General features: G+C 64.8%; 14 protein-coding genes and 2 pseudogenes. 6 read left to right on the top strand and 10 right to left on the bottom strand.

The features are described 5' to 3' along the window. Positions 1-390: 390 nt before the first annotated feature. The 6 genes and pseudogenes from D2N39_RS23655 to D2N39_RS16965 all read left to right on the top strand — a co-directional run. Positions 391-591, top strand: a complete 201-nt coding sequence (locus D2N39_RS23655; RefSeq protein ID WP_119135950.1) for a helix-turn-helix transcriptional regulator — start codon at positions 391-393, stop codon at positions 589-591. Positions 592-693: 102 nt separating this feature from the next. Next, complete coding sequence (locus D2N39_RS16945) at positions 694-894, top strand: helix-turn-helix transcriptional regulator (RefSeq protein ID WP_119135951.1); 201 nt, start codon at positions 694-696, stop codon at positions 892-894. 248 nt (positions 895-1,142) lie between these two features. Next, positions 1,143-2,015, top strand: coding sequence for a WYL domain-containing protein (locus D2N39_RS16950; protein WP_119135952.1), 873 nt, complete (start codon positions 1,143-1,145; stop codon positions 2,013-2,015). A gap of 26 nt (positions 2,016-2,041) precedes the next feature. Continuing rightward, positions 2,042-2,509, top strand: coding sequence for a DUF1819 family protein (locus D2N39_RS16955; RefSeq protein ID WP_119135953.1), 468 nt, complete (start codon positions 2,042-2,044; stop codon positions 2,507-2,509). Further along, a pseudogene (locus D2N39_RS16960) lies at positions 2,464-3,180 on the top strand (transposase); the annotation flags it as partial. The gene D2N39_RS16955 and the pseudogene D2N39_RS16960, both read left to right, overlap by 46 nt. A gap of 16 nt (positions 3,181-3,196) precedes the next feature. After that, positions 3,197-3,502: pseudogene (locus tag D2N39_RS16965) on the top strand (transposase); the annotation flags it as partial. A 45-nt stretch (positions 3,503-3,547) separates the two neighbouring features. On the opposite strand, the gene D2N39_RS16970 reads toward D2N39_RS16965, so the two are convergent. The 10 genes from D2N39_RS16970 to D2N39_RS17000 form a co-directional block, all read right to left on the bottom strand. Continuing rightward, entirely contained in the window at positions 3,548-5,848 is a 2,301-nt protein-coding gene (locus D2N39_RS16970) for a DEAD/DEAH box helicase (RefSeq protein WP_199725281.1), read from the bottom strand. Between the two features lie 4 nt (positions 5,849-5,852). Continuing rightward, entirely contained in the window at positions 5,853-6,506 is a 654-nt protein-coding gene (locus tag D2N39_RS23135; RefSeq protein WP_199725282.1) for a hypothetical protein, read from the bottom strand. Next, complete coding sequence (locus tag D2N39_RS23140) at positions 6,488-6,910, bottom strand: hypothetical protein (RefSeq protein ID WP_199725283.1); 423 nt, start codon at positions 6,908-6,910, stop codon at positions 6,488-6,490. Before D2N39_RS23140 ends, D2N39_RS23135 begins: the two co-directional genes overlap by 19 nt. Before the next feature lie 360 nt (positions 6,911-7,270). Beyond that, the gene (locus tag D2N39_RS16975; protein WP_119135955.1) at positions 7,271-10,723 is read right to left on the bottom strand and encodes an ATP-binding protein; all 3,453 of its coding nucleotides are present in this window, start codon (positions 10,721-10,723) and stop codon (positions 7,271-7,273) included. Beyond that, complete coding sequence (locus tag D2N39_RS16980; RefSeq protein ID WP_233557232.1) at positions 10,720-11,961, bottom strand: metallophosphoesterase family protein; 1,242 nt, start codon at positions 11,959-11,961, stop codon at positions 10,720-10,722. Before D2N39_RS16980 ends, D2N39_RS16975 begins: the two co-directional genes overlap by 4 nt. A 59-nt stretch (positions 11,962-12,020) precedes the next feature. Beyond that, the gene (locus D2N39_RS22960) at positions 12,021-12,188 is read right to left on the bottom strand and encodes a hypothetical protein (RefSeq protein ID WP_158589861.1); all 168 of its coding nucleotides are present in this window, start codon (positions 12,186-12,188) and stop codon (positions 12,021-12,023) included. Between the two features lie 19 nt (positions 12,189-12,207). Further along, positions 12,208-13,596, bottom strand: a complete 1,389-nt coding sequence (locus D2N39_RS16985; RefSeq protein ID WP_119135957.1) for an HNH endonuclease — start codon at positions 13,594-13,596, stop codon at positions 12,208-12,210. A 263-nt stretch (positions 13,597-13,859) separates the two neighbouring features. Continuing rightward, positions 13,860-16,247, bottom strand: coding sequence for a hypothetical protein (locus D2N39_RS16990; protein ID WP_119135958.1), 2,388 nt, complete (start codon positions 16,245-16,247; stop codon positions 13,860-13,862). Next, on the bottom strand, positions 16,244-17,743 hold the full coding sequence (locus D2N39_RS16995; RefSeq protein ID WP_119135959.1) for a hypothetical protein: 1,500 nt from the start codon (positions 17,741-17,743) through the stop codon (positions 16,244-16,246). The genes D2N39_RS16990 and D2N39_RS16995 overlap by 4 nt, the downstream gene beginning before the upstream one ends. Next, entirely contained in the window at positions 17,743-19,761 is a 2,019-nt protein-coding gene (locus D2N39_RS17000; protein WP_119135960.1) for a chromosome segregation ATPase-like protein, read from the bottom strand. Before D2N39_RS17000 ends, D2N39_RS16995 begins: the two co-directional genes overlap by 1 nt. Between the last annotated feature and the right edge of the window lie 2 nt (positions 19,762-19,763).

Here is a 19,763-nt window from a genome sequence, read left to right on the forward strand (position 1 = left end):
GCCGGGGTCGGGCCAGTCCTGCACAATCAAGGCTTCCAGCGCATCGCCTATTGCGATGATGCGAGGAAGGCCGCCGTCTCCGCATTCAGCATGGCAATTTGCTTTTCGGTCTGCGCCATGGCTTCGGCAAAGTCACGGATGGGGTGCCCTTCCAACTGGACCGTCTCCTGTGACCCTTGAGAATGCTCCGGCAGGCTAACGTGTCTTGCGATGTTCTGACGGAAATTGCGTGATCTGACATGGCCTTGGCCTGAAACTCGCTGCTGCGCCGACCGTCCGATAGGCTCCGCCCGCAACGCGCAGCTTCCCGCAACACACTGACTTGAATACGTTTTATTTCTACGCATTCGTTGTCGTGCGACCACGGTGGTCGTTCGAAAGGAAACGAAAATGCGAGAAATTTGCCTCAGTCAAATCGATCTGGCTGCCCGATGGAGAATTAGCCCGAGGACACTTGAGCGGTGGCGGTGGTGCGGCGAAGGACCGAGCTTCATGAAGCTCGGCGGGCGCGTGATTTACCGCCTCGAAGATGTGCTGGCGTTCGAAAACCAAGAATTGCGCGACCTGGAGGAGATAAAGGCCGGGCGCTGAATCCGGCGCGGGCAACATCAGCAAAACCCTGCGCGAAGCATCGTGTTGGACGCGCAGGGAGTTTGCATTTCGGCCTTTGAGGTTGCACGAAAGGAAACGAAAATGTTCGACACACGTCTGACCCAAATTGAGCTGGCAGCACGATGGAGGATCAGCCACAGGACCCTCGAATACTGGCGCTCCACAGGCGACGGGCCGCGCTTCATCAAGATCGGACGCTTGGTCATCTACCGGATGGAGGATGTCGTGGCATTCGAGAACCGGGAGCTGAGCGAGATCCCAGCGGAAAAGGCCGGGGGCTGAACCATACAGCCTGACGTCCCCTGTGCTGCGTGCCGCAGGGAAGCTGAACAGTGAGGACCGCCATCAATGCCTGATCGGTGACTGTGCGGTCCCTGCTGGAATTAGGCCCCGCCACAACCCCCAGCAATATCAATCACTTTACGCGCAATTTCGATTGCGCGCGCTCACCCCGTCGGATAGCGTCGGCTAGAACCCAATAATTGGGCGCGCATAGTAATCGTGCGCATCGACCAGGGCGGGAGCGCGTAGTGGAAAACGACAGGTCGGAACTTCGCTGGGGCGTCGAGCAGCGGCTCGAGTTCATCGAGTTTCGCCTGTTCTGGGAGGGGCATGTGAACCGAAGCGATGTCATGGAGCAGTTCGGGCTGTCGGTGAACCAGGCTTCATCCGACCTGAATCGCTACATCAGCTTTGCCCCCGACAACATGACCTACGACAAGAGCGCGCGCACCTATGTGCGCGGCCCGGGCTTCAAGTCTGTGTTCGGAAAGCTGGACGCTGGCCGCTACCTGGCCCAGCTGCGCTCCCTCGAGGATGGGCTCCTCGACCGCGATGACTGCTGGACCACTGACTTGCCGGCCTTTGGCTCGACGCCAACTCCTGCGCGCGGCGTCCAACCTGAAACCTTGCGCGCAGTCGTTGGTGCCATTCGTCGCACAGAGGCGATAGAGGTCAATTACCAATCTCTCTCCCATCCCGAGCCGCGTTGGCGCTGGATTGCGCCCCATGCCATCGCCTTCGATGGGTTTCGTTGGCATGCGCGAGCCTTCTGTATGACGGACGATTGCTTCAAGGACTTCCTGCTGTCGCGGATGCTGGAAGTGCGCGGGACCGCCGAGGCTGCAACCTCTGCCGCCGAAGACGACGACTGGCATTCGGAGGTCACGCTGGAGGTAGGCCCCCACCCGGACCTGTCCGATACACAGGCCAAGGTGATCGCGCTCGACTACGGCATGCAAGACGGGAAAGCCGAAATCAAGGTTCGCCGCGCGCTGCTCTATTACACACTCAAGCGTCTTGGACTGGACACGGATCCATCCGCCAGGAAGCCGCAGGATCAGCAAATCGTGCTGATCAACCGCGATCAGATTCATTCTCGCGCTGGAAGCGCCGCGCCATGACGACCGCAAATCTACAACCCTAGAAGATGTCCTTCGCGACCGGCGGTCTGCTCCTGAACGAAAGCGTGGAAGTGGCCCGGCTTCATGTCCCGACAGAAGCGTGGGACGTCACCTTGCAGCGCGCGTTGGAGGAAGGCGTCACCTCGTTGCCCAAAGCCGCCTCGCGCCGTCGCACCCTTCGTGAGATCGTCAACCGGATTTCAATGCTAGATGAGGCAGAGCTCGAGTTTCTGGTTGATGGCGCAGACCGCCAAGACCAGCAGGCATTGCTGTGGCTTGCCGCCTGTCGAGCATACCGTTTTGTCCGGGAGTTCGCGACCGAAGTCATCCATGAGCGTTTCCTGTCGTTCCAGTTTGACCTGCCGCTCGATAGCTTCGATGTACTGTTCTCCGCGAAGGCTGAATGGGACGAAGGCCTTGCTGGGATCAGCCCGACGACGCGCGCGAAACACCGCGAAGCCGGGATGGAATGGTCGAAAGCCTCCGCGTTCTAAGGGTTTGTCGAAAGACGGCCATCCAGGCGCGCCGCATCGCCTTGCAGATGATCCAGACGACGATTGTCTGCGCGCCCGACAAGTTGCGAGACCCGTTGCGGCAGATGACGCGCCTGCAACTGATCCGGACGTTGGCAGCCTGGCGGCCTGATCTCACGGCGTATCGGGAAGTCGAAGAAGCCTATCGCATCTCGCTCAAATCGTTGGCGCGGCGCTATCTCGAATTGCATGACGAGATCGCCGATCTGGATGACATGATCGAAGCCATCGTCAAAGATCTTGCCCCCGAGCTGCTCGAACGGAGAGGGATCGGTCTGAACAGTGCGGCGCAACTCCTGCTGACGGCAGGAGACAATCCAGAGCGCCTGAAATCCGAAGCCAGCTTCGCCGCGCTCTGCGGCGTTAGCCCTGTCCCGGCGTCATCAGGCAAGACCGTCAGGCACAGGTTGAATCGAGGCGGTGATCGCGCGGCCAACAGCACCATCCACATTATCGCGATCGGACGGTTGCGACTGGACCAGCGCACCCAAGCCTACGTTACCAAGCGCATCGCTGCCGGCAACTCGAAGCTGGAAGCCATTCGCAGCCTCAAGCGCTATGTCGCCCGAGAAGTCTTCGGCATCATCATGCGGCGCCAGAAGCAGATCAATCAGTCCCAAATCGCCGCTTGACTCTTAGAAGGGCGTCCAAGGATCGCAGTTCACGTCCTTCGCCTGGACCGACCGGCTGAAACGGATCGGCACCCGGATCTCGATGGACGGCAAGGGCTGCTGTCCCGACAACATCTTCATCGAGCGTCTCTGGCGCTCCCTGAAGTATGAATGCGTCTATCTGCATGCTTGGGAGACGGGGTCACAGGCAAAAGCTGGCATCGGCCGCTGGATCACTTTCTACAACCACCAGCGGCCTCACGCCGCCCATGGCGGTCAACCGCCCGCCGTGGTCTACTTCAACACCACCGAAACCGATCAGCAGGTGCAGGCAGTAGCTTAAACAACCCGAAAAACTGTCCAAGGATCGGGGAGTAGCTCACTGTAATCAGGCTTTGTTTGCTTTCAAGGTCGCAAGGAGCGCGGGAGGTATAGCGTCACTGGGTACTGTGGGTGGTGAACAAGGCGTATTCAAAGCACACAGCGTGTTCACCAATCGCATCTGCTCGACAGTCTCGCATTTCGCTTCCCGCAGACGCAGTGCGCCGAAAACCAGCGCCAGCCCCTTGGCGCGGGACACCGCGACATTGATGCGGTTGAGCGAGAACAGGAACTCCATTCCGCGCGAGGTTTCCTCGGCTGATGAGGCGGTCATCGAGACGAGGCAGACCGGGGCTTCCTGTCCCTGGAACTTGTCCACTGTGCCCACACGGATGGCCTCCGGCAGCGCGTCGCGCAGGGCGTTAACCTGTGCGTTGTAGGGGGCGACGACGATAATGTCGGTCGCCTGCAACGGTCGGGTGGTGCCGTCCTTCTCTGTCCACGTGCCTGTCAGGAGGTCGGTTACGGCCGCGCGGATCGCTTCAACCTCTTCGGCCGCGATCTGCGCATTGCCCTCGTGCAGGACAGGCACCCAGAATGCCCCCACCTCGGGGAACCGCGTGCCACGGAGAGCCTGACGCGCGGTGTCAGGGTGGCTGGTCAGCCGCCCCTCATAGACCTGATCCGAGATGAAACGGCAGACCTCGGGGTGCATTCGCCGAGAGACGGGCAGGAAGATGCCGCGATCCGGCGGGACCGTCGCATGCTCGCCCAGCATCCAGTCGAGGCAGGACAGGTTCGCAGGCTCAGGATGCGCGCCCTGGATCACCTGCGGCAGTTGGCGCGGGTCGCCGACCAGCACGATGTTGCGGGCCGCCCGGCCCATGGCGACCATATTGGCCAGCCCTACTTGCCCCGCCTCATCCACGAAAAGCCAGTCGAAGGCCTGAACATTCTCGTCGCGAGAGAAGAACCAGGCCGTCGCGCCGACAACATGCGGGCCACAAGCCGCCTCGTCATTGCTGGTAGTGCGGCGCACCGGGCAATCGTCGGGGTAGCCGTCATCGTCGCCGCTGGTCTTGTGAACCAGATCGAGCGTGATCGGCAGATCCTCATCCTCGAGCGCAGCAAGACATCCCATCAGGACGTTGCGGATCGCTTCGTGGCTGTTCGATGTCACACCGACTCGGGCGCCTTTGCGCACCAAGGACAGGATCGCCCGGGCGGTGACATAGGTCTTGCCCGTACCGGGCGGCCCCTGGATCGGCAACACGGTTTCGTCCATTGCGCCGACCGCCGTGATCGTGCCCGCCACCGGGTCACTCACCTGCATCAGCGGGCCGGTCGTCAGGCGGGGCGCCGCGCGCGACAGCAGATCATCGACGGCCCGCCAGGCACGCGGCCCGCATTGGTCGGCAATGACGTAACGTAAGGCGCCAAGGATGGGTTTGGGATCAAGTGGCCAGTCGGGGTGCAGGTTCACCCGGTTGCCGAGAAGATGATCTTTTCCGGGCCCAGCCCTCACCGTGACCTGCCGCCTCTTGCGATCCATCTCTGTGATGCTGACCGAGATCGGGGGACCATCGAACACTGGCACCGTCGCGCTCTTGCCGGGGCGAAGCTTCGTTTCCTGTAGGGGAAAGCGATAGCTGCGGGCAAAGGACCGCTTGACCGGCTCGATCGGACCAATCGCTTCCAGCCCCGCCAGCGCGTCCAGATCGTCGAGCAGGTCGTCCTCGTCCTTGGACGCGGAGTCGAACACCGCCCATTGCGCGGGCTTGGCCTCGCGCTTGTGGAAAAGGCCGAGGTTGAACAGCAGCGCCTGCCGGTCCTCGGGCAAGCCTGATCCGGCAAGTGCCGCGCGCAAGGCTTGCGCATCGGCATCTTCCTCGGCCTCTTTCGGCCCGGCGTCAGGGGCCAGGGTCGGCCACGGCCCCGCAGGCCGGATACTCACAAGCCAGTCGCGCAGTTCCTCGGTCGAGATGCAGTCGATGCGATTGTAATCCTCGATCTCGTCTAGGATCTGCTGTTCGCCCGTCTCGCGCCAGCGTTCGTAGGCGACAACCGATCCGCCCGCCGTCTTCACCTCGCCCTCACGCACCCGGCCGTAGAAGGCCTCCATCGACTTGATGGAATAGTTCCGTTCCGACCCGATCAGCCCGCCACGCACCACGGCGAACAGATCGACAAAGCGACGTTCGCGCAGCATGCGATCGAGGAAGGCCTCGCCGATCCCGTATTTCGTGGTCAGGCGGCGCTGCGCGGTGATCTCGTAAGCGGCGTAATGATAGATGCGTGCAGCAGGGAACGCCTCCAGTCGCGCGCGGAAGAAGGCGAGAAGCTCCGAGAGTGCCTTGGCCTCTGCCACGTGGTCATGTGCCCAGTGCCCAGAAGGCGCGGAACTGCCCGTCGGCCCAGACCCCGTGCAGGTATTCGAGGCCTCCCTCGTAATGCGGATCGCCCTCGATGTCGTAGAACAGATCGCCCGGCTGCGGCGCGGGCAGTAGGTCAAAGCCCTTGCCGGGTTCGGCTGAGCGCAACTCGAAGGACGGGGAGCCGGTCTTGCGGGCGTGCTGCAGCCGGGCCTGCGTCACCAGACGCGCGCGGGTGCCCTCGGCCATGCCCCGCACCGGACGATCCACTTCCGCAAGGGCCGCCATCGTGTTGATCCCTGCCACCTCCAGCTTCTTGACCTGCCCGCGGCTTATGTTCGCCACGTTGAACAGGCTGTCCTCGGCCTGCCAGAGGCTTTCGCAGTGATCTGCCCAACGACACGGGCCGCAATCGGCGCAAGGCACGGGGCGCGTGGGCATTGGGGCTGCCACGAAGGACTCCAGCCGCCCCCGCGCCGCCCGCGCGTAATGGACATAGTCCGCCAGCCGCAACGTCGCGCGTTCACCGGTGCCCAGTTCGACATGGGTGAACTCGGGCGCGATACCCTGCACTTCGGTCAGAAAGTCGGAATAAAGCACGAGTTGCAGCACATGCTTGGGATGCGGGCTGCGTTTCAGTTTGGTATCGGCCACCTCATAGCTGAACGGGCCAAATAGCTGAACGGGCCAAGGGCCGAGGGGCGATCCACCCGCAAAAGGAAATCCGACCAGCCGCCCCAGTTGCCCGACAGGAAGGCGCCCTGAAACACGACCTCGGCCCCCCGTGCCAGCGCGTGCCGGGTCGCCTGCGCATCGGCGAGCAGATCGCCGCGGGGAATCTCCACCACTACTTTTCCAGCGGACTTGAGCTTCGCCAGATGCGCCGCCTCATGCGCGTCGCCCTGTTTCTGCAACAAGGCGGCATCCTCGCTCTCCTTGCCCGGTTCCGGCCCCTCGCCGCGCAGGTGCATCAGATCGAGCGTGGTGGCATGGGCACACCCCATGAACCGCATCAGATCGGTTGCCGAGAACAGGATGCTGTCGCCGAGGTTCCGCATGGTCGCCTTGCAATCGAGAATGAGCACAACCCGAAGCTTGACTGTCTCGACGGGTCGCAGGGTCGTCAATAGCAGTCTTGGGTGTCAGTTCCTGACAGGTGCGGTGCGCCGATGAGGTTGCACGTCCATGACTGCACCCACGACCGAGTTGATCGCAGGCGCAGACATTCGGCGCGTCGTCCTCGCCGGTGATGCGAGGGCGTCTTGCCGTGCGCATCGATGCAGGCTTGCCTTTCGCATCCATCCGCACCGCGAAACACATCTGGCCCCGGTTGCGCCGCCGGATTTTCGGCTGTGCGCGGTGCTCCGATCTGCCCGTTGATCATGCGCTCCCGGCAATTTTTCGGCCATCCGATCGCCTCAAACCCCGATCCTGTGGATCTGCACGCGGTCGGCACAGACCTCTCGGGCGATATCGACGACATGGCGATGATGGGTCAGGTAAATCGCCTGTCCGCGCCGGCCGAGCCTTTCCATCACGCAACAGGCCGAACGCGTCCGATCTTCGTCGAAAGTTTCGAAGATGTCGTCGCAGAAGAACGGCAGCGACGTTCCCTGATGCGCAAGCTGTTCATAGGCCGCGGCGCGCAGGGCAAGGTAAAGCTGAAACCGGGTGCCCTTGGACATGTCCTGCGCCTGCTTGGCCATGCCTTTGGAATCGAACGCCAAAAGCGTTTCGGAGGCGCCATCGACCTGGGTTCGCAGCTGCGAATAGGCGCCGTTCGTCAACTCGGCAAAGGCGGTTTCAGTGGCCTGCATCATCGCGCTGCGATGCGTATCGCGGTAGCGCCGGATCGCAGCGTCGGCCAGGTGATATCCGAGGCTCAACTCCAGGTGCCGAAGCGCCGCTTCCTGCATTTCCAGCTCGATCGTCGTTTTCCGTTCGACCAGACGCGCCACCTCGGCATCCCCGCCGATCGAGCGCAACTCCTGCACCGCCGCGGCGCGGGCCTCGATCTTCGCCTTGTAGAGAGCCTCGGCGGTCTCGAGATCGGCCTCGACTTCCTCGAATCGGGCCCGCAGATCAGCCTGCGAGGTCTCGGCCAGAGCATGCCGCGCCGCGTCCAGATCCGCAAGAGCGAGCGTCGCCAACAGATCGCGTTCAAGGTGCGCAAGCCTGCCGCGGTCGCCGATCACCTGCGCAGCCGTGCTGACGGCCTGCCGAAGAGCCTCCAGCGAGCCCGTCTCGACGCCCTCCGGAAACAGCCGCGCCATCTTCTCGACAGCAAGACGGATATCGTCCAGCGTTCTTCTGGTCTCTGAGAGCGCCTCGTCCAGTGCCACAATCCGCTGCGCGAGATCGAGCGATTTTTCCTCGGCGGCGACCGCTTCGTCGGCTTTCGCCACCAAGGCATCATAGTCAGCGCGCGGCGCCTCCGAAATCTCGACGCCTGCCCGCTCGCCGAGGTCTCGCACCCGCTTCGAGAACTGAGCCTGATCCGCCTCCATGCCCAGCACTTGGCGTTCCAGCGCGATCCGCTCGGTGTCGAGCGCGCGCAGATCATGAAGCGGTTTCAGGGATGCCTCGAGCAGGCTTGCGTTCATGGCTTCGGGAAGGAGTTTGGCGATTTTCGCCGCCCAATCGTGCCGAAGTTGCGCCGCCTTGCGTTCCATATCCGCCAGTTTTGCGACCCGTTTTTCCCGCTCGCCCATGAGATCGTCAATGCGCGACCGGGCCGCCCGCAGCTTTTCCTTGTGCGCGCGCTGCCCGGTGAGAATGGCCTTCGCCTCGGCGACAATGTCCTCGAAGCGCGGCTCCTCGCGGCGCAGAAGCGGGGCGAGACCCTCGATCAACCTCTCTGCCCTTGCGAATGTCTCGCGGTGGTCCTCCTGCAGGCGCCGCAACTCCGCCGCGGCCTGCGCAGCCGTTCCCAGCTTGCGCAGCCATGCGACAAAAGTCTCCGGCATCATCGGCGCGCCGATGCCCGTCTGTCGCGCGGCGGATGTCAGGCCGTCCAGCGCCGTCTGCCGCTCTGCCGCCAAGGCCGCGATCTGCTGGTCCATCAGGCTTGCGCGAGCCTCCAGAGCGGCCAGATCCTGTTCGTGCTGGCGCAATGTGCCGAGGTCCGCGGCATGCGAGAGGCGCAGGTCCATGGCGGTGTCGACCCGCACCATCGCCTCTTCGAACTCCGCCGCCGTTGCGGCATTCAGCTTCGCCCTGTGCTCCGCCCATAGATCGTCGCGCCCGGCCCGGAGGCTTTGGGCCTGCGCATCCTCGATCAGCCCGCTGGTCGCCTTGATCCGGCCGATCCGCGCGGCGCGTTCGGCAAGCTCCGCCCGGTTGTCCTCAAGCTCGCGGAGCGCGGTATCGTGCCGAAGCGTGACCTGTTGCACGGTCTCGAGAAGAGCTTCGGCCTCTTCGAGGGTCAGCGGGCAGGTCGGCACGGTATCGAAGCTCTGCCCCTTGATCGAAAGCGCGTCGAGAGCACCTTGCGCGCGCCCTCGCGCAGGCTCCACGGCGCTGGTCGCGGCAATGAACCGTTGCGACAAGGCATCGATGTCGAAACGCGCGCAAACCTCTTCCAGATCGCTTCCGGCAGACATCTCGCTTGCAAGCTTGCTCTGCGCCTCCTCGGCCGCCACGATCCTGTCCGCCAGATCGGCCACCTCCGAACGCTCGGTTTCGGCTAGGCGCTCCGCATCCCGCATCGCGTCGCGCAGCGCGTCGAGGTCCGAAAGGGCTGCGGAGGAGAGAACCAGTCTAGCGGGATCGACATCACCGGAGGCCCCAAGATCGCGGGCGACCACCTGCCGCATGTCCTGTAATATCCCCGAGAGCGCCCGACGCCGCCGGTCAAGGTCGAGTTCCGCCGTCATGTACCGGCTTCGCAACGCGTCCAACGCTTCGATCTCCCCCGAGATCGCCAGGTGCTCCGGGTGCCGCTCGATCCCTGCCAGTTCCGCGCGCAAGGTGTCGATCTCTGCGCCAAGGGCGTGCTCGCGGCTCTGCGCCGTGGCCTGATCGGTGAGCATCCGCACCAGCGTTTCCGGGTCGATATCAAGGCGCGCAGGCCAGGTCGCGAAGGGCACGAGGCGCGCGCCGAGCGCATCGATCTCGCCAAGAAGGGGCAAGGCCCTGCCCCGGGCCTCAAGCTGCGCCTTGGCCGCAAACAATCCCCTGCGATGCTCCAAAGCGCGTTTTTCTTCCGCATCGGCCTCGTCGGCCGCCTGTTTGAGCTTGCGATACTGCGCCGCCGAAATGTCGAGCTCACGGATTTGCCGTTCAACCTCGGCATGGTCTTTCTTCAAGCTTGCCAGCCGCGTCGTGCTCGCTCGCTTGCGATAAAGGCCGTCGGCTTCCGCCCGGACGCGGTCGAGCACCTCCGAAAGGTCGCTGATCCCGGCAGCGGCGGAAAACAGCAACCGGCCGATATCGCCCTTCGCCCTGGTGATTTCCTCGCCCCCTCTCTCGATCGTCGCGTCATCGAGACAAAAGAGGTTGCGGTAGTCCTCTTCCGAGAGCCCGCCCAGATGGGCCTGCAGGGCGCTATTCGGCACCTCCGCGCCCCGGGCATCGCGCAGCGAGGGTTCGCGGTTCGGCAGCCGCGTGAAGGCCATTTCCGTTCCGTCGATATCGAGCACACCCGATACCCGCAAGTTCTTGCGTTGATGCAGGAAATCGTAAGGCTCCCGATGCGGGAAGCCGTAGAGCAACCGCAGAAATCCCTCCATCGTCGTGGTCTTGCCCGCCTCGTTGCGGCCGATGATCACATGGAAGTCCGGCTCCCCGTCGCCCCGAGGCGCCCCGAAATCGAAACTCTGGCCGCTGAAACCACCGAAAAGCTCGAGGTCGAGCTGTCGCAACCGCATCATTCCGAAGCCCCTTTCATCAAGGCGACGAGATGGGTCCCCCCCGATGCCGCAAAATCGCGCACCAGCGCCGACATAGCCGCTTCGTCGGGCAGCAAGGCCGCCCGCCGCGCTGGCGGCAGTTGCGCCAACACCTCCTCGACCTCCGCCAAAGCCTGCGCGGCAAACCCCGCCTCGGTCGAAATCTGCGCCATCAGCCGGGCGATTTCGTCGGTGGCAGTGGTGTCGGCAGCCGTGGCGCTCGGCGTCTCGAGCGCAAGGCAGAACTTTTCCACCCACAGCCGCCCGGTCTCCTCGGCGATCTGCACGGCGGTTTCCGCCCAGATCGCGGCATCGCGCCGCACCTGCCAATGGCGGGCGCTGCGCCCGGCCAGCGTCAAGCGCAAGATGACCGTCTCACCGGGCGCGAGGCTTGCGCTCAGAGCGTGAAGAGCACTGCGGACCCGCTGGCGGATCTCGTCGTCGCTTTCGGCGCCGGTCACATCGATATCGTGCAGGAGGAACGTGACCACGGAGGTCGGCACCTCTTGCACGGTGATCTGCCCCGCCTCGATCGTCAGAAGCGTCGCCGATTTCGCCCCCGCCTCGCCGATGTCGCGCCCTTGCGGGATGCCCGGCATGACGATCCAGGGCGCATCCCGATACACCTGTCGCTTGTGGATATGCCCCAGCGCCCAATAATCGAAGCCCAGCGCCGCCAGATCGTCCACCGAACAGGGCGCATAGGTGTCATGCCCCACCGCGCCGGCGAGCGAGCTGTGCAGCATCGCGACATTGACGGCCCCCGGCACAGGCGCAGCGAATTTGGGCAGCAGGCTGTCGGGGGCGTGCCGGCCGGTGAAACTGACGCCGTGGATCCAGATATCGGTGTCGCCCAGTCGCACCTTGCCGCCGCGCCCGTCAAACACATGCACGTTGTCCGGCAGCGCCACCTCGCCGGTGATCGGGTTTTCGGCGTCATGATTGCCCTTGATGTAGAAAACCGCGATCCCCGCCGCGCGCAGCCGCTCGATCTGCCCCGAGAGGAAGGCCGCCGTCTTTGCGCCGCGCTGCGCCCTGTCAAAGAGGTCACCCGCAATCAAGAGCGCGGCCACGCCCTCTGCCAGCGCGGTGTCGATGATCCGGACGAAGGCCTGCCGCGTCGCGGACTGGATGTGATCGCGCAGGGTCTCGTTGCGCAGCGCGAGCGATTTGAGCGGCGAGTCGAGATGGATATCCGCGGTATGCAGGATCTTGATCAAGGAACGTCCCCCGAATTCAGGCGCGCCTTCACGCCGATGCAGTTTCAGTGCGCCCGGTCTCATCGCGGCCCGGCAATGGCCAACCAAAGAACGATGCCGACAAGCCACACCGCGAACGCCAAGATTGCAACAATCATCGCGATGTGGAGCAAAGCTTGAACGGGCCTCGCGGAGAGGGCGACAAGGCCCGAAAGAACGAGCAGGGCCATGCTGGCGAAGGTCCACATGGCACGGCTCCCCTGCCTCTCACCCCGCCGCTTCGGCGCATCCTTCCTGCGCCTGGGCGGCCATGAAACGCTGGAACTGATACTGCAGCGCCTCGCGGGCAAGTTTGTGATCGACCTCCCTGCCTGAAAGGTTTTTCGCATAGATCGAGCCCTCCAACGAGGGGCTGAGGACCAGCCTGCCCGAGCGCGGATCGATGGCAATCAGACTGGCGTCGAACAGGGCGTGGATGTCACGGCGCAGCACCAGACTGTTTTCCGCCACTTCGAAAGCGGGATTGCCGGTGTGCGGAATGACATGGGCGGCCTCGAGCGCCGCCGCGACCCGCACGCCGGTAAAGACGCACCGCCCGCCATGATGCCTCATCGCCATGTCGCGGAACTTCTGCTGGCCGGGGCGCGCCTTGACGATTGCGGTCTTGCGGTCTTCCTCGGCTTGCTCGATTTCAACGAGATCCTGCATGACGGCACGCGCCAGCGGCGAAAGATAGGCGGCCTCGGCTTGCGCCTTTTTGGCGGCGAACTCGGAGCCGAACTCCTGGATGAGCCGATCGATCGCATCGGTTTCGGCGGCGTTCATCTGCCAGGCCCGCAACCCGCGGTCTTCGTCCATGCGCTGGAGCATGGGGAAATCCTGAGCCCGCGATCCCAGAATCCTGAAGCCGAACGGGCGCGGCAACAGCGTAACATCGCGCAGCCCGATCGCCAGCTCCTGCTCCCCCGTCTCGACCCGATCCGCGATGGCCGTCGCCGTCAGACCGAGGCCGTGCCCATAGGCCTTGTCCTCATGCGCCCAGATGTAAAGCCGGTCCCCCGGCGCGATCTTGTCACCGGGCGCGCGGTCACTTTTGGAAGACGCACGCTCGCCTGACCAGGGCATCCGCAGCGTTCCGCCCTCCCAATCCGTGCCGGATTTCGGCCGACAGATGCCGCCGGGGGCATGAACCGCGCCGTTGATCTTCAGGATGAAAGCCCCGCGCACCGCCCCCTTGCGCCCAGCCGCGTCGACGAGACCCGTCACATCGCCCCGCGTGATCGCCGCAAGAACACGGCTCGCGTCATCAAGGCTCAGGATGCCGAGACGAGTCAGCGGTCGCCTTGCGAACTGCGGATAGGACTTCAGATTGTGATTGGCGCCATCGTTTTCCGCGTCCGTCCATCCGTCCCCGGTCGGCTCCTTTTCGGTCCGCGTCACGCCCTCGGGAAGATCGCGCGGCAGGTCCGAACGGACGAGCCAGAAATTGACGAGCGTGGAATGCCCCATTTCGAGACCGATCGGCAATTTCGTCGCCTTGTGGGTCCAGACTTCGAGGTGAACACGATTGCCCTGGCCCGAAGCGGTCGGCACAAGATCGAAATCCCGCCGCATGACCTTGTGAACCAGCGCTTTGACGGAGTCGATGTCGCTCATGGAGGTTAATTCTCCTGTTTACCCGACCTGCGGGCGTTGCAGGTCTTTCCTGATCCGATGCATCTGCCGCGAAGTGGTGATGGCGATACGGGCCGAGGCGACTCGGCGAGGCAGACCGCAATGTTCTTCTAATCGCCGTGGGCGTCAAAACGTGACATGCTTGCGGGGGCCTCGCCGTCATCACATCGCAGGATCTGACCCGCCTCGCCGCAAGAGTCTTCCAAAAGGCCCCAAGCGCAGGTGGTCGTCGAACGGCCCGCCCCTCAGGCATCGTAGAGATCCACCAGCAAATCCGGGTTGCGCCCTTCGCCGGCCAACTCGTCGAGCAGTTGCTCGAGCAGGGGTTCGTAGTGCGAGACGGCGCGCAGGAAGGTCTCGTTGCGATTTTCGTGTCGCGCAAAATCCGAAAGTGTTCTCTCGATTGCCACGCTCAGGGCGTCGGCAAGCGGATCGAGGCCTCTAACAAGGGCATTCCCTTCCTTCAGGCGCCACCGCAGCAGCCCTCCAAGCAGGAAGGGCGCATAATTGAAGCGTGTATAGTTGGTGTCGTGTTCCGCCGCGAATTCCATCAGCACGCGTTCGGCCAATTGCTCGACATGCGAACGCTCCAGCAGCAAGGGTGCCGTGTCCGAGCGCGACAGCAAGAAGGCGGCGGCGGCGGTTTCTTGGCGGTAAGACCATTTCTCGATAGGCCGCGCGAACAGACGCGCAAGGGCGATGCGCTCGTCGTTTTCCGACCGGCAGGTTCGGCCAAGACCTTGATAAATCAGCACCCAGCTTGCCTCGCTGAGCGCGAACGGGTGCTTGCGTCGGGCGGCCCTGTCCTGCCACGCCTCGAGCAGCATCGCGGGGATAGCGTCGGGGGCGCGGCGGAACTGCCAGGTGAGGAATTTGAGCGCGTGGTTGTCATTGCTCCCACGGCGCCCGGCGCGGCGATCTTCAAGCTCGGCCAAGGCACGCTCGGTCAACTGCTCAAGATGCGCGCGGCTCTGTTCCGGAACCTGATCGGGGATATCCCCGTCGCTCGAAATGCAGTGGCGCTTCAGCTTTCGCGCCGAAAGCTTGTCGGCGAGCACCTTCCAGTCCACCTGCGGGCAGCGGAGGTTCTGCGCCAGAAGGCTCGTCAAACCCTGGCCCGCGGGGCTATCCTCCCATAGCTCCATGCCGCAGGGCAGCACCAGCCGTTTCGGGATCGTCGGGGCGGGCCCGTCGAGCTCAACGACGAGGTCTTCCCACCGCCGATGAAGTTCGATCGCGCCCTCCCAATCGACGGTGAAATGGCGCGACAGTTTCGGCGCGTCGATCAACAGCCGCGCCCGACCGGCTGCGGGCACCTGTTCGACACTGAGCGAGACCGGGACGATTTCCGACACCGGCGCACCGATCTCCACCCGGGCCTTGCGCGGCCAGGGTGCGAGCTCCTTGCGCAGATGCACGGAAAACTCGGCCTGACCCGCCTGAATGGCGAATTTCGCGGGTTCGGCAGAGCGATAGATGCGCCCTGCGGGCAGGGTCGCCCCGGGTTCGATCAGATCGTGGCTGCGCGCTCCGTCCTGCCCCAGAACAATGGTGGAGATCTGCGGCAGAAAGTCGAAGTAGACCGGCTCGCCCTCGTCATGTCGCCGCGCGGCCTCGAGCGCACCGCGCGCGATGATGTCCTCGGGCAGATCGATCAGCGCGCTTCCGCAAACCGCGCGCAAAGGCTTCAGAAGCGCGTCGCGCATGGCGCCCGTGGTGAGGCTTTCGAACAGGATCATGGCGCAGTCCGCCATTCCGCCCGCGATCGCGCCAAGCCGGTCGTCGGGCGGCAGCTCGAGGGCACCGGGCGGGTCGATCTGGAAGAAATCGCCGCGCTCCGTGCGCAGCAATTCGGCGCGTGCGGGGCGCCCCAAAGCCAGCGCCGCGCGCGCCTGAGCATGATCGGCCCAATCCCCGCGAGGCCCCGCGCCGCCCGCGATCAAGGCCTTGCGCGCGGCATCGAAGAGCCCCGCATAGCCCAGCGGCGAGTCGATTGGCTGCGCCACCCGCCTGCGCTCGGGGGCGAAAAGGGCGCGCCCCCGGCCCATTTCGTGGCGCAACCGCAGCTTTTGTAAGGTGAAGCCTTCGCCGACGTGATTGATGACGCCAAGCGTCAGCCCCTCGTCGGGGGCGAGCCAATCCGCCTCCTCGGCAAGGCAGCCCAGCACCGCCAGCACTGAACGCCAGACCAACAGACCGCGCCCCAGGCGGCCTTGCGCCACCGCGGCTAGCAGGGCTTCTTGCAGGTCTTCGGTTCGGGCCGGGTGATCATCGAGCGCAATCGCGCAAACCCGCGCGCCGCTGGCAAGCCCGGCAAGGGCGGCTGCAAGCGGCTGCGTCGCGGGCCGGGGCGCGGCCATCAGATCGCGCACCGTCGCGCGCCGGTCGGGGGCGCCGATATCGCCCCAGCCGCCGCCCCGCCCATGCGGCGCGAGGCGCGCCTGAGCCCCGCCAATCCAGCGTGCGCCGCGCCCTTCGCCCGTGCGCACGACGCTTGGTTGCAGCACCACCCCGGTCACCTGGAGAATGCCGGCACCCGCACTCTCTTCACCGTCCGGCCCGATACACCAGTTCCGCGCGGCGCGGTCACCCCAGCCATTCAGATCGTATCCGCAAAGCTTCCGCCCCCTCATGCGGCCCCCCAGATGTCGCGGCCCAGAAACGCCCGGATCGAGGCGCGCCCTTGCGCAAGCGACGCCCCCGCGCCATCGAGCGCGATCGCCTCGACGAAGAGCCCGCCCCGCTCGGCGCTCACCGCTTCGGGCGCATGATGCCCCGGCGTCAGGATCAGCCCGTGCCTGATGCGCTCCTGCTGCCCCGTAACTCGCGCCAGTTCCGCAAGACGCAGGCCCGCCTGATCCGCAGCCTCCCGCAGATCGAGCCGCGCCATCGCATGCGGGGTCCAGACCGCAACGCGATGCGGAAAGGCGCTGCGGTCGAGCGGGTCGGAGATGCGCAGCGCCACATGCGCCCGCGCATAGGTCAGCAGGGTGCCGGGCCGTTCGGGCCGCGCCATCACTTCCACCACGCGGCCCTGGCGGTGCAGCCAGAACACGGCAATCGGCCGTTCCTGCTCGAACCAGAGCCCGTTGACGGCTTCCGAAAGGAACCGGATCGGCGATTGCGCGATCAGCTCTGCCCCCTCGACATCATGCAGCGCCAGCACGATCGCCAGCACCGAGAAATCGGTCCAGGTCTGAGCCTGCCAGGCCCAAAGCTCGTCGAGCGCCTTCTCGCGCTTGAGAAGCGCCTCCCAAGCCTCGCGGATCAGCCGGTAGGTGCGGTCTTCGAGCAAGACGTAATTCGGCGTAACATCGACCGAGGCGATCGCCACGCCCAGATCGGCAAGCTCCGCCGCAACCGCCTTGCACAGCTTCACATAGGCCTGAACCGACTGAAACCGTTTGCTGCCCGCGGCGCGCGGATGCTCGCGCAGCCATTCGCGCCCCACATCCGACGCGAGCCGCAGATAGGCATGTGCGACCCGGTTCTCCAGCGTGTCGAAATTCTGATGCCGCACCACGGCGAGGATACGTTGATCCGCGCCCGCCCGCTCGGCCGTGTTGCGCCCGGGTTGGCGCGACAGCCAGCGCATCGCGGCGCGGTCCATTTCCTGCACCCGGTCGAGGGGGGTGAGCTCCCGATGTCGCCGCAGCACGCGCCGGATATGCTCGCGGAAAGCCTTGAGCACGGGGGTCAACTCGCGCGCCTGCCGCACGATTTCGGCCATGCGGGGGTCTTCCTCCTGCTCGGCCCGGTCCCATGCGGCGCGCAACCTCGGCCAGAGCGCGGTCGGATCGTCGAGCGCCTCGCCCAGTTCCTGAACCCGCGCCGTCACCTCGTTCATCCGCGCGAGCGCCGCCAGAGCCTCGGGTGCGGCCTCGGCCTCCTTGCCCTTGCGGGGGCGCGGCGGAAAGCCCCGCCGCTCGGGCGCATGGGCGGCATCGCGGCGCGGATAGGGATGCTGCACCAGCAACCGTGGCTCCCCCCGAGCTTCGCCACGCATCACCACCACATGCTCGCCCGCCCGATCGGAGGGCGCGACCTCGCTCAGAAGGCAATCGCCCGGCCCGAAAACCGCCTCGGCACCCAGCCCGGCGCCGGCCCAGGGGCGCGCAAGCCGCAGCATCAGCGCATGACCCCTTTCCAGACGAATTGTCCGGTCGAAGCCCCCGCAGCCTCGACCGAAAGACGGATGGCATCGGCGAGAGTGTCGTCGCCGAACTGCGCGGCCATCTTCTGCAACTCGGAGAATTGCTGGCTTTTCTCCTCGACATCCACGCCACGCAGTTTCGGCAGCAGGCGCATCTCGATCTGGTCGGCCAGCGCCATCGCGACCCGGTCGCCCACGCCCTCCGCCTCGGGATAGGCCCCGGCATAGGCAAGGATCGCACGACCAAGGCGATGCCCGAAGGGCTTGCCGAAATCCTGCATCAGCATGAGCATGTCGTTCACCCGCGTCTCGGCCCGGCTCTGGTCGTCGGATTGCAAACCGCGGGCGCACCATTTCTCCCAAATCGTGCGGCTCAGCGCCTCCTCGGTGACCCGGTTGTCGCCCGCTTGCGATTTCGCGATCCGCTTGGGCGCGCCGAACCGCATCACATTGGCGCGGTCGACCACCTTGTCAGAAAGCGACTGGGTGCTCTCGTCCTCGTTCATCGTGCCGGCAAACAGAAGATTGTAGCCGGGGAATATCCGCATCTGCGCCTTCGGAATCTCCAATTCGATCTCGGCATCCTTGCGCAATGTCTTGTCGCCTTCCTTGCCGCGCGCGGGGCGGCTTTCGAGGCGGCTGAGGAAATCCGAGAAGTAATATTCGACCCGGGCAAGGTTCATCTCGTCAAGCAGCACCATCAACAGCCGGTCCTGCACCGCATCGGGGTTGTTCTGCGCATCGAGGGCAAACATCGCGCGCGCGAGGTCGGTCGGGCGGAACCGGCCCTCGATATAGTTGTAGAACCCCATCAGATCTTGCGGGCTGTCCCAACGCGGCTGCACCGGAACCTGAAGGAAACCGATCCCCATCCCGGCCGCATACTGGCGCGGCAACTGGCTTTTCCCGGTGCCGGAAATCCCCGCCAGAACAGCCATTTGCGTGGTGTCGTTCACCTTCATCGCGGTGTGGAAGGCGCACAGGGTGCGATTGGGGTATTCCAGCCCGAAGGCCTCGAACCGCTGCCGGACGCGCTTGAGCGCCTCGACCTCGGCCACCAGACCGCTCTTGCCCCAGGCCAGAAGCCGCTCCACCACCTGCGGCGGTTGCTTGAGCTCGCGCAACGGATCGTCCTCGGCCTCGCCGGTGCCCCCGGCCGCGATCCCCTTCGCCTTCTCGATCTCCCGTTCGAGCGAGGCCTTGCGCGCTTCGAGCGCAGCCATCCGCTCCGAGGCCGTGCCCTCATCCGACCGCAGATCGGCCAGCTTCTGACGCGCGGCGGCAAGTTCGGCGCCGATCTGGTCGAGATCCTGACGCGCCGCGACATGCGCCGCACGGGTCGCCGCGATGCGCTCTTCGGTTTCGCCAAGCTCCGAGCGCCGCGCGGTCAACCGCCCTTCGGTTTCGGCAATATCCGTTTCCAGCTGCACGGCCGTCCCGGTCAGTTCCGCCACACGCGCCTCGGCTTCTTCAAGCCCAAGACGCGCCTGCTGCAATTCGGCGACGCGCGCCTCGAGCCTTTGGCTTTCCTCCGTCAACTCCTCGATCCGATGCACGAGGCTTTCCGCCTTCTCGAGCCGCTCGCGCACCTCGGCCAGATCGGCGCGGGCGGCGGCCAGTTCGGCCTCGAGCGTCAGTTTCACCGTCTGCGCCTCTTCGACCTCGCGCCGCATCGCCGCCACTTCTTCGCGCCGATGCTCCATCTGGTTCCATTCGGTCTGCAACTCGGCCAGCTTGCGGTCGAGCGCATCGACCTCGGCCCCCATGTCGGCAAGGTTCGCCAGCGCTTCGCGGCGTTTCGTCAACTCCTCTTCCAGATCGTTCAGCGTGGCGCGCTTTTCCTCGATCCGGGCGAGCACGGCCTTTTCTTCCTCGATGGGCCCGGCCAGCGCCACCACCTTGTCGTGGCGGCTGGCCAGAATGAGCGTGATGATCGACAAGATCGCCAGCGCGACCGAGAGCGCAACGAAGGCGACAATATTTGCGGTGAACATTC

The organism is Gemmobacter lutimaris (assembly GCF_003570715.1).
GTDB lineage: Bacteria > Pseudomonadota > Alphaproteobacteria > Rhodobacterales > Rhodobacteraceae > Gemmobacter > Gemmobacter lutimaris.